At 52.9% G+C, this 14144-nt stretch carries 11 protein-coding genes; 7 read left to right on the top strand and 4 right to left on the bottom strand.

Annotated elements, in window-relative coordinates; genetic code table 11:
* The first annotated feature begins 151 nt into the window (after positions 1-151).
* The 5 genes from HBM92_RS23170 to HBM92_RS23150 are packed head-to-tail and all read left to right on the top strand — an operon-like array spanning position 152 to position 5101.
* Positions 152-1231 (top strand): PTS fructose transporter subunit EIIC, encoded by a 1080-nt coding sequence (locus HBM92_RS23170; RefSeq protein WP_001004469.1) that lies wholly within the window; start codon positions 152-154, stop codon positions 1229-1231.
* Between the two features lie 14 nt (positions 1232-1245).
* The gene (locus HBM92_RS23165) at positions 1246-1566 is read left to right on the top strand and encodes a PTS fructose-like transporter subunit IIB (protein ID WP_000161265.1); all 321 of its coding nucleotides are present in this window, start codon (positions 1246-1248) and stop codon (positions 1564-1566) included.
* Between the two features lie 50 nt (positions 1567-1616).
* Positions 1617-3914, top strand: a complete 2298-nt coding sequence (locus HBM92_RS23160) for a formate C-acetyltransferase (protein WP_000184858.1) — start codon at positions 1617-1619, stop codon at positions 3912-3914.
* Entirely contained in the window at positions 3880-4758 is an 879-nt protein-coding gene (locus tag HBM92_RS23155; protein WP_000204137.1) for a [formate-C-acetyltransferase]-activating enzyme, read from the top strand. The genes HBM92_RS23160 and HBM92_RS23155 overlap by 35 nt, the downstream gene beginning before the upstream one ends.
* 1 nt (position 4759) lies before the next feature.
* On the top strand, positions 4760-5101 hold the full coding sequence (locus HBM92_RS23150; RefSeq protein WP_000323849.1) for a PTS fructose-like transporter subunit IIB: 342 nt from the start codon (positions 4760-4762) through the stop codon (positions 5099-5101).
* On the opposite strand, the gene HBM92_RS23145 is transcribed toward HBM92_RS23150, so the two are convergent.
* From HBM92_RS23145 to argE, 4 genes are all read right to left on the bottom strand, one after another.
* Positions 5088-5939, bottom strand: a complete 852-nt coding sequence (locus tag HBM92_RS23145; RefSeq protein WP_000274617.1) for an AraC family transcriptional regulator — start codon at positions 5937-5939, stop codon at positions 5088-5090. The two genes, HBM92_RS23150 and HBM92_RS23145, sit on opposite strands and share 14 nt — an antisense overlap.
* Before the next feature lie 225 nt (positions 5940-6164).
* Positions 6165-7898 carry a phosphoethanolamine transferase CptA gene (locus HBM92_RS23140; protein ID WP_000556298.1) on the bottom strand — a complete coding sequence of 578 codons (1734 nt, stop codon included), beginning with the start codon at positions 7896-7898 and terminating at the stop codon, positions 6165-6167.
* A 182-nt stretch (positions 7899-8080) separates the two neighbouring features.
* Positions 8081-10732, bottom strand: a complete 2652-nt coding sequence (gene ppc / locus HBM92_RS23135) for a phosphoenolpyruvate carboxylase (protein ID WP_001005579.1) — start codon at positions 10730-10732, stop codon at positions 8081-8083.
* 301 nt (positions 10733-11033) lie between these two features.
* Positions 11034-12185, bottom strand: coding sequence for an acetylornithine deacetylase (argE, locus tag HBM92_RS23130; protein WP_001298411.1), 1152 nt, complete (start codon positions 12183-12185; stop codon positions 11034-11036).
* A 153-nt stretch (positions 12186-12338) separates the two neighbouring features.
* Here argE and argC point away from each other — a divergent pair, with 153 nt between their 5' ends.
* Together argC and argB are read left to right on the top strand one after the other, a co-directional pair.
* The gene (gene argC / locus HBM92_RS23125) at positions 12339-13343 is read left to right on the top strand and encodes an N-acetyl-gamma-glutamyl-phosphate reductase (protein ID WP_000935379.1); all 1005 of its coding nucleotides are present in this window, start codon (positions 12339-12341) and stop codon (positions 13341-13343) included.
* 7 nt (positions 13344-13350) lie between these two features.
* Positions 13351-14127: an acetylglutamate kinase gene (gene argB, locus HBM92_RS23120; RefSeq protein WP_001298414.1), complete on the top strand. Its 777-nt coding sequence runs from the start codon at positions 13351-13353 to the stop codon at positions 14125-14127.
* Positions 14128-14144: the final 17 nt, after the last annotated feature.

Below are 14144 nucleotides of genomic sequence, written 5' to 3'. Positions count from 1 at the left end.
CGCAAGTTATGAGGCGGATCGCATTTTTGTACTGATATTACAAAAGTCCAGTAAATGGCCTTTTTATCCACTGTTTGCTCCGCCTGCGATTGCCTATTGTTTCTTCCATCAAAAATATGGACATGGGCTTTCGCAAGCCCGGGAGCAGCTTATGAATGAGTTGGTGCAGATCCTGAAAAATACCCGTCAGCATTTAATGACGGGCGTTTCACACATGATTCCCTTCGTGGTATCGGGCGGTATTTTGCTGGCGGTTTCCGTCATGTTGTATGGCAAAGGCGCAGTGCCGGATGCCGTAGCCGATCCGAATCTGAAAAAACTGTTTGATATCGGCGTTGCAGGTTTGACGCTGATGGTGCCTTTCCTCGCCGCTTACATCGGTTATTCCATTGCAGAACGTTCTGCGCTGGCTCCATGCGCTATCGGTGCCTGGGTTGGTAACAGCTTTGGCGCGGGCTTCTTTGGTGCGCTGATCGCCGGGATTATCGGCGGCATCGTGGTGCATTACCTGAAGAAAATTCCGGTGCATAAAGTTCTGCGCTCGGTGATGCCAATCTTCATCATTCCAATCGTCGGCACACTGATTACCGCTGGCGTCATGATGTGGGGGCTGGGCGAGCCGGTGGGGGCGTTGACCAACAGCCTGACCCAGTGGCTTCAGGGGATGCAGCAGGGCAGCATTGTTATGCTGGCGGTGATCATGGGTCTGATGCTGGCGTTCGATATGGGCGGCCCGGTTAACAAAGTGGCCTATGCCTTCATGCTGATTTGCGTTGCTCAGGGTGTTTATACCGTGGTGGCTATTGCCGCTGTTGGGATTTGTGTTCCACCGCTGGGGATGGGGCTGGCGACGCTGATTGGTCGTAAAAATTTCTCCGCAGAAGAGCGCGAAACCGGCAAGGCGGCACTGGTGATGGGCTGTGTTGGCGTTACTGAAGGGGCGATTCCTTTCGCCGCTGCCGATCCGCTGCGTGTCATTCCTTCCATCATGGTCGGTTCAGTTTGTGGTGCGGTAACTGCGGCGCTGGTCGGTGCGCAGTGCTATGCAGGCTGGGGTGGTCTGATTGTGCTGCCGGTGGTTGAAGGTAAGTTGGGTTACATCGCGGCAGTGGCTGTCGGGGCGGTTGTGACGGCAGTCTGCGTGAACGTGCTGAAAAGTCTGGCGCGTAAAAATGGGTCTTCAACTGAAGAGAAGGAAGACGACCTGGATCTGGATTTTGAAATTAATTAATTGAGGAACGAGCCATGACGAAAATTATCGCAGTAACCGCATGTCCTTCAGGTGTTGCCCATACTTATATGGCGGCAGAGGCGCTGGAAAGCGCCGCGAAAGCGAAAGGCTGGGAAGTGAAAGTAGAAACCCAGGGGTCGATTGGTCTGGAAAATGAACTGACTGCGGAAGACGTGGCAAGCGCCGATATGGTGATTTTGACCAAAGATATCGGCATCAAATTTGAAGAGCGTTTTGCTGGCAAGACTATCGTGCGTGTCAACATCAGCGACGCGGTAAAACGTGCTGACGCCATTATGAGCAAAATTGAAGCTCACCTGGCGCAAACCGCTTAAGTTCTTATCCCGCCCGCAAGGGCGGGTTCGCTTTCCCACAGGAGTTCCTCATGACGAATCGTATCTCTCGCCTCAAAACTGCACTGTTTGCCAATACCCGTGAAATCTCGCTGGAGCGGGCGTTGCTTTATACCGCCAGCCATCGGCAAACCGAAGGGGAGCCGGTGATAATGCGTCGGGCGAAAGCAACAGCGTATATCCTTGAACACGTTGAAATTTCGATTCGTGATGAAGAACTGATTGCCGGTAACCGCACCGTAAAACCACGCGCCGGGATTATGTCGCCGGAAATGGACCCTTACTGGCTGCTGAAAGAGCTGGATCAATTCCCGACGCGTCCGCAGGACCGCTTTGCTATCAGCGAAGAAGATAAACGTATCTACCGCGAAGAGTTGTTCCCGTACTGGGAAAAACGTTCGATGAAAGATTTCATCAACGGGCAGATGACGGATGAAGTAAAAGCCGCGACCAGCACGCAGATTTTCAGCATCAACCAGACGGATAAAGGCCAGGGGCACATTATTATTGATTACCCGCGCCTGCTGAATCACGGGCTGGGGGAGCTGGTGGCACAGATGCAGCAACATTGTCAGCAACAGCCGGAGAATCACTTTTATCAGGCAGCGCTGTTACTGCTGGAAGCCTCGCAGAAACATATTTTGCGTTACGCCGAACTGGCGGAAACGATGGCGGCAAGCTGCACTGATGGCCCGCGTCGCGAAGAACTGCTGACCATTGCGGAGATCTCCCGCCATAACGCCGAACATAAGCCGCAGACGTTCTGGCAGGCGTGCCAGTTATTCTGGTACATGAACATCATTCTGCAATACGAATCCAACGCCAGTTCGCTATCGTTGGGGCGCTTCGACCAGTATATGTTGCCGTTCTATCAGGCATCATTAACCCAGGGCGAAGATCCGGCATTCCTGAAAGAACTGCTCGAATCTTTATGGGTGAAATGCAACGACATCGTGCTGTTGCGCTCCACCAGTAGCGCGCGTTATTTCGCAGGTTTCCCTACCGGCTATACCGCACTGCTCGGCGGGTTAACCGAGAACGGACGTAGCGCGGTGAACGTGCTTTCGTTCCTTTGCCTTGACGCTTATCAAAGCGTGCAATTACCGCAACCGAACCTCGGCGTGCGCACTAACGCCTTGATCGACACGCCGTTCCTGATGAAAACCGCAGAAACCATTCGCCTCGGCACCGGTATTCCGCAAATCTTTAACGATGAAGTGGTGGTGCCAGCGTTCCTCAACCGTGGCGTTTCGCTGGAAGATGCGCGCGACTATTCCGTAGTGGGCTGTGTGGAATTATCTATTCCCGGCAGAACCTACGGCTTGCATGACATCGCGATGTTTAACCTGCTGAAAGTGATGGAAATCTGCCTGCATGAAAATGAAGGCAATGCTGCGCTGACTTATGAAGGTTTACTGGAGCAGATCCGCGCCAAGATCAGCCACTACATCACCCTGATGGTTGAGGGCAGCAATATTTGCGATATCGGTCACCGTGACTGGGCACCTGTACCGCTACTCTCGTCTTTTATCAGCGATTGTCTGGAAAAAGGTCGCGATATTACCGATGGCGGCGCGCGTTATAACTTCTCCGGCGTACAGGGGATCGGTATCGCCAACCTGAGCGATTCTCTCCATGCGTTGAAAGGGATGATTTTTGATCAACAGCGTTTAAGTTTTGACGAATTGCTGTCGGTATTAAAAGCCAACTTCGCCACGCCAGAAGGCGAAAAAGTCCGCGCTCGCTTAATTAACCGCTTCGAGAAATACGGTAACGATATCGACGAGGTGGATAACATCAGCGCCGAACTGTTACGCCACTACTGCAAAGAAGTGGAAAAATACCAGAACCCGCGCGGCGGCTACTTCACGCCGGGATCGTATACCGTTTCTGCCCACGTCCCGTTGGGATCGGTGGTTGGCGCGACGCCAGACGGTCGTTTTGCCGGAGAACAGCTGGCAGACGGCGGCTTGTCACCCATGCTGGGCCAGGACGCACAAGGGCCAACAGCGGTACTGAAGTCAGTCAGTAAGCTCGATAATACGCTGCTGTCTAACGGTACGTTGCTGAACGTGAAATTCACTCCGGCGACCCTGGAAGGTGAAGCGGGATTACGCAAACTGGCCGACTTCTTACGGGCGTTTACCCAGCTTAAGTTGCAGCATATTCAGTTTAACGTGGTGAACGCCGACACGTTACGGGAAGCGCAACAGCGCCCACAAGATTATGCCGGGCTGGTGGTGCGCGTTGCCGGATACAGCGCCTTCTTTGTCGAACTGTCGAAGGAGATCCAGGATGACATCATCCGCCGGACAGCGCATCAGCTGTAACGTTGTGGAAACGCGCCGCAATGATGTGGCGCGCATTTTCAACATTCAGCGTTATTCACTGAATGACGGCGAGGGCATTCGTACGGTGGTCTTTTTTAAAGGCTGTCCGCATCTTTGCCCATGGTGTGCTAATCCGGAGTCGATCTCCGGCAAAATCCAGACGGTGCGCAGAGAGGCGAAATGTCTGCACTGCGCGAAATGTTTGCGTGATGCGGATGAATGCCCCTCCGGGGCATTTGAACGGATTGGTCGCGATATCAGCCTTGACGCTCTGGAACGGGAAGTGATGAAAGATGACATTTTCTTTCGCACGTCCGGCGGTGGCGTCACGCTTTCTGGCGGCGAAGTGTTAATGCAGGCGGAGTTTGCGACCCGTTTTTTACAGCGACTGCGGCTATGGGGTGTGTCATGCGCCATCGAAACTGCCGGAGACGCGCCAGCCAGCAAGCTGTTACCGCTGGCGAAATTGTGCGATGAAGTGTTGTTCGATTTAAAAATTATGGATGCGGCTCAGGCGCGGGATGTGGTGAAGATGAACCTGCAACGCGTGCTGGAGAATCTGCGTTTGCTGGTGAGTGAGGGTGTCAACGTGATCCCGCGTTTACCGCTGATCCCTGGTTTCACGCTCAGCCGGGAGAATATGCAGCAGGCGCTGGACGTGCTGATCCCGCTGAATATCAAGCAGATCCATCTGTTACCGTTTCATCAGTACGGCGAGCCGAAATACCGCCTGCTGGGGAAAACATGGTCGATGAAAGAGGTTTCTGCGCCGTCGTCAGCCGATGTGGCAACGATGCGTGAAATGGCAGAACGGGCCGGATTTCAGGTTACCGTGGGAGGTTAAAATGGCATATCTGGTGGCAGTAACCGCCTGCGTAAGCGGCGTGGCGCATACTTATATGGCGGCGGAACGGCTGGAAAAGTTGTGCCAGTTAGAGAAGTGGGGCGTTAGCATTGAAACTCAGGGCGCGTTGGGAACGGAGAATCGTTTAGCGGACGAGGATATCCGCCGGGCGGATGTTGCGCTGTTAATTACGGATATCGAGCTTGCCGGTGCTGAGCGATTTGAACATTGTCGCTACGTGCAATGCAGCATCTACGCTTTCCTGCGTGAGCCGCAGAGGGTGATGAGCGCAGTGCGCAAAGTGCTTTCTGCGCCGCAGCAAACCCATCTTATTCTGGAGTAGTCGGTTTTTCTGTCAGTTGGCTGTGGTACTGCCGACGATATTCCGACGGCGAGCGTTCGGTATTTTTACGAAACAGACGGCAGAAGTAGTTGCTGTCGACAAAGCCGCAGGCGTGCGCCACTTCTTTTACCTTCAGGTCATAGCCTTTCAATAATGTCTTAGCGTGCTCCAGTCGCGTGTGATTCAGGTATTCGTTAAAACCAATGGCCCCCGTTTTTTGAAACAGGTGCGAGAGGTAATTTGGCGAAATATAGAACGCCTGTGCGACAGATTCGCGGGTAAGTGCGGAGGCATAGCGTTCGTCGATATAATCACGAATAGCTTCGAATAGAGCCTGGCTGCGTGAGGCGGTCTGTATTTGGCTGCCGAGCAAATCGCGGCAGTGGCTAAGCAGGCTGGCGACGATAAGTCTGGCCGTTTGCTGCTCCTGCGACTGCATTTGCATTTCATTGAGCGTTTGTAGCAGAAAAGAACCAATGCGCGGGCCGCGTCGGGCGACGTGTTGCTTCGCCAGATTTTGATATTGTTTGCCATCCCATTGCACAACGCTGAAGCCGAGTTGCTGTTTGCCAAACAGCACGCTAAAGGTGGTGGCGGGGGCTTGCCATTGTGGAAAATTCCAGCCACCAGCAGGGACGTACAGCACATCGCCGGGAACTAACGCTGCTCCAGCGCCGGTATCAATAAACTCACCTTCCAGCACAATTTCCAGCCGTGGAAAATCGACCTGATACGCAAGATCGGGCACCGGGCCGTTGCTGCTGGCAAAGTAAATCTGGCGCAGGGACAGCGGGCCGTTGATCAGGCGGGAGAGCAGATAGCTGACGTCGTGATACATGTTATTCCCTTAGGTATGTAGACGGGAAAACAGTAACTGGCATTATGAAAAAAGGCCACCTGAAAAGTGTGGCCTGATGGGAGTTCGATGTAAACATTGCGACAGTTTCAGTCGCCTTGTATTGCCGGATGCGGCGTAAATGCCTTACCCGGCCTACCGCCGCGATCTGTAGGCCGGATAAGACGCGTCAAGCGTCGCATCCGGCAAATAACATCTGGCTGATAATTACTGATTACCCACCTGATCGCCATACGGCAGAGTGTCGTAATCGATCAGTGCGTTTTTCTTATACGGGTTACCAATCCAGCGGGTAGTTTCTTTGAACTGCGGATTCACCACTGAACGGGTTGGATCGTAACCGTCGTAAGATAAGCCCGCCAAATCTGACCAGGTGTGGATCAGTTCCGCCAGGCTGTATTTACGATCAACATCTTGTGAGAAATCACGCGGATGAGTCGCTTGCCATTTTTCTGACGTCCACAGCAGGAACGGAATGGTGTACATATGACGCGTCGGGTTGTCTTCATTACGCCCCTGAGTTTTGTGCGGCGGCGTGTCGTAAACCTCTTCACCGTGGTCAGAGAAATAAACCAGGAAACCGTTCGGATCGGTCGCTTTAAAGTCTTTAATCAGGCTGGCAACCACGTGATCGTTGTACAGGTTAGCATTGTCATAATCATTATATGACTCCAGCTCTTCTGCGTTTAATCCCGGTGGAACATGCTCTGTATTACCGTCAAATTTGCCCTGATCTTCCGGATAACGGTACTTGTACTTGATATGCGTACCCAGCAGATGAACGATGATCAGTTTCTTCGGCGCAGGGTCCTTCAGCACTTCCTGGAACGGCTTCAGCACGTTGGTGTCATATTCACGCGCACTCTGCGTACGTTGCTGGTTCATGTAGTACTGCTTGTCGGTCTGGCGCGAAAATACCGTCAGCATGGTATTGCGGGCGGTCATCGTCTGCTGGTTGGTGATCCAGAAGGTTTTATAACCCGCCTGTTTCATCATGTTCATCAGCGACGGCTGCGTCAGATACAGATCCGGGTTCTTTTCATTGGCAAAGGTCAGCGCCTGTTGCAGGATTTCAATGGTGTACGGACGAGACGTAACCACGTTATTAAACACGGTCAGATTCGGATCGGTTTTATGCAGCGCATCCAGCTCCGGCGTGGTTTCACGCGGATAACCGTACAGACTCATGCGTCCACGCTGGGTCGATTCGCCAATTACCAGCACTAAGGTGCGCGGTTCGTTACCCGATTCATCTTTGAAATTAGCCAGCGGCGGCAAGGCATTATTTTCATTCAGTAGCTTTGTTAGCGAGTTTAGTTGCTGACGATACTGATAATAGCCGGTCAGGAATTGCCACGGTGCGGCAGGCTCCATACGCGATGCCAGGTTATCCAACGTTTTCTCAAACGGCTTGTTCTTGATAAACGTATTCATGGCGATCGGATGCAGAATCAAGCCATAAAGCAGGGCAAAAGAGACAACATAACGCCACGGCTTTGGAATATAGACCGGGCGCAGGCGTGTCCACAGCAGAACTGCCACCGCCGTATAGGCCAGCGCGATAAGCACAATTTTCAGGCTGAAATACTGGCTTAAATACTCGCTGGCTTCGTTGGTGTTGGTTTCGAACATCACAAACAGAACGCTCTGCGAGAACTCCTGACCGTAGATGACGTAATAGCACAGCGCCGCCAGAGAGGCCGCCCATAGCACCACGCCGATCACTGCGGCAATAATTTTAATCCGCTTCGGAAAGAGGAATACCGGGATCAACCACAGCGAACTGAATAACAGCGAGTCGCGAATGCCGTTAGTGCCACTATAACCACTGATGTAAATAATGGCCTGTAGCAGAGTAGAGAAAAACCAAAAGTAGAGCAGTGCCCAACCCAGGGCTTTCCAGCTAAAAAGGGGTTTAGCCTGGACTTCTGTGGAATGCATAGTAAGAACCTGTCTTGAAAAAAATATCGCCGAATGTAACGACAATTCCTTAAGGATATCTGAAGGGATATCCAGATTTTGAATAAAATGCAGACAGAAATATATTGAAAACGAGGGTGTTAGAACAGAAGTATTTCAGAAAACCCTCGCGCAAAAGCACGAGGGTTTGCAGGAGAGGAAGATTAGCCGGTATTACGCATACCTGCCGCAATCCCGGCAATAGTGACCATTAACGCCTGCTCGACGCGAGGATCCGGTTCCTGGCCTTCTTTTTCTGCCTGGCGGGAGCGGTGCAGCAACTCGGCCTGCAATACGTTCAGCGGGTCGGTGTAAATATTCCGTAGCTGAATAGACTCTGCAATCCACGGCAGATCGGCCATCAGGTGAGAATCGTTGGCAATCGCCAGCACCACTTTGATGTCTTCTTCTTGCAGATTGCGTAACTCTTTACCTAACGGCCACAGTGCTTTGTCTACCAGGCGTTGGTCATAGTATTCCGCCAGCCACAGGTCTGCTTTGGCGAAGACCATCTCCAGCATGCCGAGACGCGTCGAGAAGAATGGCCAATCGCGGCACATGGCTTCCAGCTCGCTCTGTTTGCCATCTTCGACCACTTTTTGCAGCGCCGTACCTGCACCCAGCCAGGCGGGGAGCATCAGGCGGTTTTGCGTCCAGGCGAAAATCCACGGAATAGCGCGCAGTGACTCGACGCCGCCGGTTGGGCGACGTTTCGCCGGACGTGAACCCAACGGCAGTTTACCCAATTCTTGTTCCGGCGTAGCGGAGCGGAAGTAAGGCACAAAATCTTTGTTTTCACGTACGTAGCCACGGTAGAGATCGCAGGAGATGACTGACAGTTCATCCATAATGCGACGCCAGCTCTCTTTCGGCTCAGGCGGTGGCAGCAGGTTGGCTTCCAGAATCGCCCCGGTGTACAGCGACAGGCTGCTGACGGTGATTTCTGGCAGACCATATTTAAAGCGGATCATCTCGCCCTGTTCGGTCACGCGCAGGCCACCTTTCAGGCTTCCTGGCGGTTGTGACAGCAGCGCCGCATGGGCAGGTGCGCCGCCGCGACCAATGGAACCGCCGCGACCGTGGAACAACGTCAGCTCAATACCCGCTTTTTCGCAGGTTTTGATTAATGCATCCTGTGCCTGATATTGCGCCCAGGAAGCTGCCATCACGCCCGCATCTTTTGCTGAGTCGGAATAGCCAATCATCACCATCTGTTTGCCCTGAATCAGGCCGCGATACCAGTCGATATTCAGCAGCTGGGTCATGACATCGTTGGCGTTGTTCAGGTCATCGAGGGTTTCAAACAGCGGAGCAACCGGCATCGCAAACCCGATACCCGCTTCTTTCAGCAGCAGGTGGACAGCCAGCACGTCGGACGGCGTTTTCGCCATCGAGATCACGTAGGCGGCAATGGAGCCTTGCGGCGCTTCGGCAATCACCTGGCAGGTATCGAGCACTTCGCGCGTTTCGGCGCTTGGTTGCCAGTTGCGTGGTAGAAGCGGACGTTTGGAGTTCAGTTCGCGGATCAGGAACGCCTGTTTGTCGGCTTCTGACCAGCTTTCATAATCGCCGATACCGAGGTAGCGGGTCAGTTCGCCTAATGCTTCGGTATGACGCGTGCTCTCCTGACGGATATCAATACGCACCAGCGGTACGCCGAAACATTTCACGCGGCGCAGGGTGTCGAGCAGATCGCCATTGGCGATAATACCCATGCCACACGCCTGAAGTGACTGGTAGCAAGCGTAGAGCGGTTCCCACAGTTCTTCGTTTTGTGTCAGCAGACCTTCTGGTTTTGGCAATTCTTCGCCTTTCAGGCGCGCTTCCAGCCATGCCTGTGTCGCCATCAGGCGAGAACGCAGGTTTTTCATCAGATAGCGATACGGTTCTGCGGCACCCTCTTCGCCAACCAGCGCCAGCAGTTCAGGGGTGGCTTCAACCATCGACAGTTCAGAAACCAGAACCTGAATATCTTTCAGGAACAAATCGGTGGCTTTCCAGCGGCTGAGTAGCAGGACGTGGCGGGTGATATCGGCAGTGACGTTCGGGTTGCCGTCGCGGTCACCGCCCATCCACGAGGTAAAACGGACCGGAACAAATTCGACGGGCAGTTTGTAGCCGAGGTTCTCTTCCAGTTGTTCGTTCAGTTCGCGCAGGTAATTCGGTACGCCTTGCCACAGGCTGTTTTCTACTACGGCAAAGCCCCATTTGGCTTCATCTACCGGGCTTGGGCGCAGTTTACGGATTTCATCGGTATGCCATGACTGGGCGATCAACTGGCGCAGGCGGCGCATCAGCTGGTTGTGTTCGTAGTCGGCGATATCTTTGTTATCGAGCTGTTTTAAACAGGCGTTCACTTCCACCATTTTGTGGATCAGTGTACGACGGGTAATTTCGGTTGGGTGAGCCGTGAGGACCAGTTCCAGCGACAGCGATTCCACTGCTTTTTTGATGGTGTCTTCGCTCAGTTCCGGCTGGTTTTTCAGTTTACGCAGGGTGCGGGCGATCACTTCCGGGTTGCTGGCAGCTTCGCCTTTCGGCGAAATGCTGTGGTATTGCTCAGCGGTGTTGGCCAGGTTCAGGAACTGACTAAACGCACGCGCAACGGGCAGCAGCTCGTCGTTCGACAAATTTTGTAAGGTGGTGAGCAACTCCTGGCGGTTAGCATCATTGCCAGCGCGTGAAGATTTGGACAACTTACGGATAGTTTCTACGCGTTCAAGAATGTGTTCTCCCAACGCATCCTTGATGGTTTCTCCCAGCACTTTGCCGAGCATACTGACATTACTACGCAATGCGGAATATTGTTCGTTCATATTACCCCAGACACCCCATCTTATCGTTTGATAGCCCTGTATCCTTCACGTCGCATTGGCGCGAATATGCTCGGGCTTTGCTTTTCGTCGTCTTTTATAAAGCCACGTAAAAGCGGTGACGTCAAATGCTGCGAAATCGCTTCAGCAAACGAATAAATAGCAGGAATTTACGCCATTAAATTCACGACGCTTTAAATAAGCGTAACTTATGGGAATGTTAAAAAATCGCCTCGAATAACACCAAAGGTGTAGGTCGGATAAGATGCGCAAGCATCGCATCCGACATTGTTTGGCCTACGTTTTAATGCCAGCAAAAATGGTGAATCACCTGGGTGATCAGTTCGCGGGTGGGCTTGATAAACCTCGTCTCCAGATATTCATCAGGCTGATGAGCCTGATTAATTGAGCCAGGCCCCAGAACCAGCGTCGGGCATAACGTTTGAATAAACGGCGCTTCGGTACAGTAATTCACCACTTCGGTCTTTGCTCCGAGCAATTTCTCAACCACTTCAACCAGTTGATGATTCGGTGGGCATTCATAGCCAGGGATCGGCGGATGCAGCTCGTCGACCGTCAGACGACCCGGCCAGCGTTCGCTCACTGGAGCCAATGCATCGTTGAGCAAACCGTTAAGTTCATTGAGTGTCATGCCTGGCAGCGGACGAATATCCATATGCAACTCACAACAAGCGCAAATACGGTTAGATGCATCGCCGCCGTGGATATGCCCGAGGTTGAGCGTAGGGTATGGCACGGTAAACGCGTCGTAGTGATAACGTTCTTTCAGGTTATCGCGCAATTGCAAAATATGCCCTATGGCGTCGTGCATCAGTTCGATAGCGTTAACTCCGCGTGCTGGATCGCTGGAGTGGCCCGACTGGCCCTGAATACGGATGGCGTTAGAGATATGACCTTTATGCGCGCGTACCGGTTGCAGCGACGTTGGCTCGCCAATGATGGCGCAATCCGGGCGCAGGGCGGTAGTTTCGGCAAAATAACGCGCTCCGGCCATACTGGTTTCTTCATCGGCAGTCGCCAGAATGTAGAGCGGTTTTGCAAGCTTCGTGACGTCGACATCGCGTAGCGCATCAAGGATAAACGCAAAAAAGCCTTTCATGTCGGCGGTGCCTAAGCCGTAAAGCTTGCCGTCATGCTCCGTCAACGTAAATGGATCGCGCGTCCAGCGTCCGTCATCAAATGGCACCGTATCGGTATGCCCCGCCAGCAACAAACCGCCAGCCCCCTGTCCGCAACTGGCCAGCATATTAAATTTGTTGCGAGTTCCTGGCACAGGCTGTACTTCCACATTGAAGCCTAAATCCTTAAACCAGTCCGCCAGCAGAGTGATTAAATCTGCATTGCTTTGATCGAGTGCCTCTTCCGTGGCGCTTATTGAAGGTGTGGCAATCAGAGCACGGTAAATCTCGATAAATGGCGGTAATTTGTTTTTCATTGTTGACACACCTCTGGTCATGATAGTATCAATATTCATGCAGTATTTATGAATAAAAATACACTAACGTTGAGCGTAATAAAACCCACCAGCCGTAAGGTGAATGTTTTACGTTTAACCTGGCAACCAGACATAAGAAGGTGAATAGCCCCGATGTTGAATACGCTGATTGTGGGTGCCAGCGGCTACGCTGGCGCAGAGCTAGTGACCTATGTAAATCGCCATCCGCATATGAACATAACCGCTTTGACTGTTTCAGCGCAAAGCAATGATGCGGGAAAGTTAATCTCCGATTTGCATCCGCAGCTAAAAGGCATCGTTGATCTGCCGTTGCAGCCGATGTCGGATATCAGCGAGTTTAGCCCAGGGGTGGACGTGGTGTTTCTCGCCACCGCCCATGAAGTCAGCCACGATTTAGCGCCGCAATTTCTTGAAGCAGGCTGTGTGGTGTTCGACCTTTCCGGCGCGTTTCGTGTTAACGATGTCGCCTTCTATGAAAAATATTACGGCTTTACCCATCAATACCCGGAACTGCTGGAACAGGCAGCCTACGGTCTGGCGGAGTGGTGCGGTAATAAATTAAAAGAAGCGAACTTGATTGCCGTGCCAGGCTGTTATCCGACGGCAGCACAGCTGGCGCTGAAACCGTTGATTGATGCCGATCTTCTTGACCTCAATCAGTGGCCGGTGATCAACGCCACCAGCGGCGTGAGCGGTGCAGGACGTAAGGCAGCGATTTCAAATAGTTTTTGTGAAGTTAGCCTGCAACCGTATGGCGTCTTTACCCATCGCCATCAACCAGAGATCGCCACACACCTCGGTGCTGACGTTATCTTCACCCCGCATCTGGGCAATTTCCCGCGCGGCATTCTCGAAACCATTACCTGCCGCCTGAAACCGGGTGTGAGCCAGGTGCAAGTGGCGCAAGCGTTACAGCAGGCGTATGCCCATAAACCACTGGTGCGGCTGTATGACAAAGGCGTTCCGGCGCTGAAAAATGTCGTTGGACTGCCATTCTGCGATATCGGTTTTGCCGTTCAGGGCGAGCATCTGATTATTGTGGCGACCGAAGACAACTTACTGAAAGGCGCGGCGGCACAAGCGGTGCAGTGCGCCAATATTCGTTTCGGCTATGCGGAAACGCAGTCTCTTATTTAAGGGTGCAATGATGAATCCATTAATTATCAAACTGGGTGGCGTACTGCTGGATAGTGAAGAGGCGCTGGAACGTCTGTTTAGCGCACTGGTGAATTATCGCGAGTCACATCAGCGTCAGCTGGTGATTGTGCACGGCGGCGGTTGCGTGGTGGATGAGCTGATGAAAGGGCTGAATCTGCCGGTGAAAAAGAAAAATGGCCTGCGGGTGACGCCTGCGGATCAGATAGACATTATCACCGGAGCACTGGCGGGAACGGCAAATAAAACCCTGCTGGCATGGGCGAAGAAGCATCAGATTGCGGCCGTAGGTTTGTTTCTCGGTGACGGCGACAGCGTCAAAGTGACCCAGCTTGATGAAGAGTTAGGCCATGTTGGACTGGCGCAGCCAGGTTCGCCTAAGCTTATCAACAGCTTGCTGGAGAACGGTTATCTGCCGGTGGTCAGCTCCATTGGCGTAACAAACGAAGGGCAACTGATGAACGTCAATGCCGACCAGGCGGCGACGGCGCTGGCGGCAACGCTGGGCGCGGATCTGATTTTGCTCTCTGACGTCAGCGGCATTCTCGACGGCAAAGGGCAACGTATTGCCGAAATGACCGCCGCGAAAGCAGAACAACTGATTGAGCAGGGCATTATTACTGACGGCATGATTGTGAAAGTGAACGCGGCGCTGGATGCTGCGCGCACGTTGGGCCGTCCGGTAGATATCGCCTCCTGGCGTCATGCGGAACAGCTTCCGGCACTGTTTAACGGTATGCCGATGGGTACGCGGATTTTAGCTTAAGTTTTGTTGGCCGGAGG

Origin of the sequence: Escherichia sp. E.sYA108 (genome assembly GCF_011754335.1) — a bacterium.
Lineage (GTDB): Bacteria > Pseudomonadota > Gammaproteobacteria > Enterobacterales > Enterobacteriaceae > Escherichia > Escherichia coli.
Note: the sequence above shows the minus strand (reverse complement) of the source record. Positions and strands in the feature narration are given on the sequence as shown.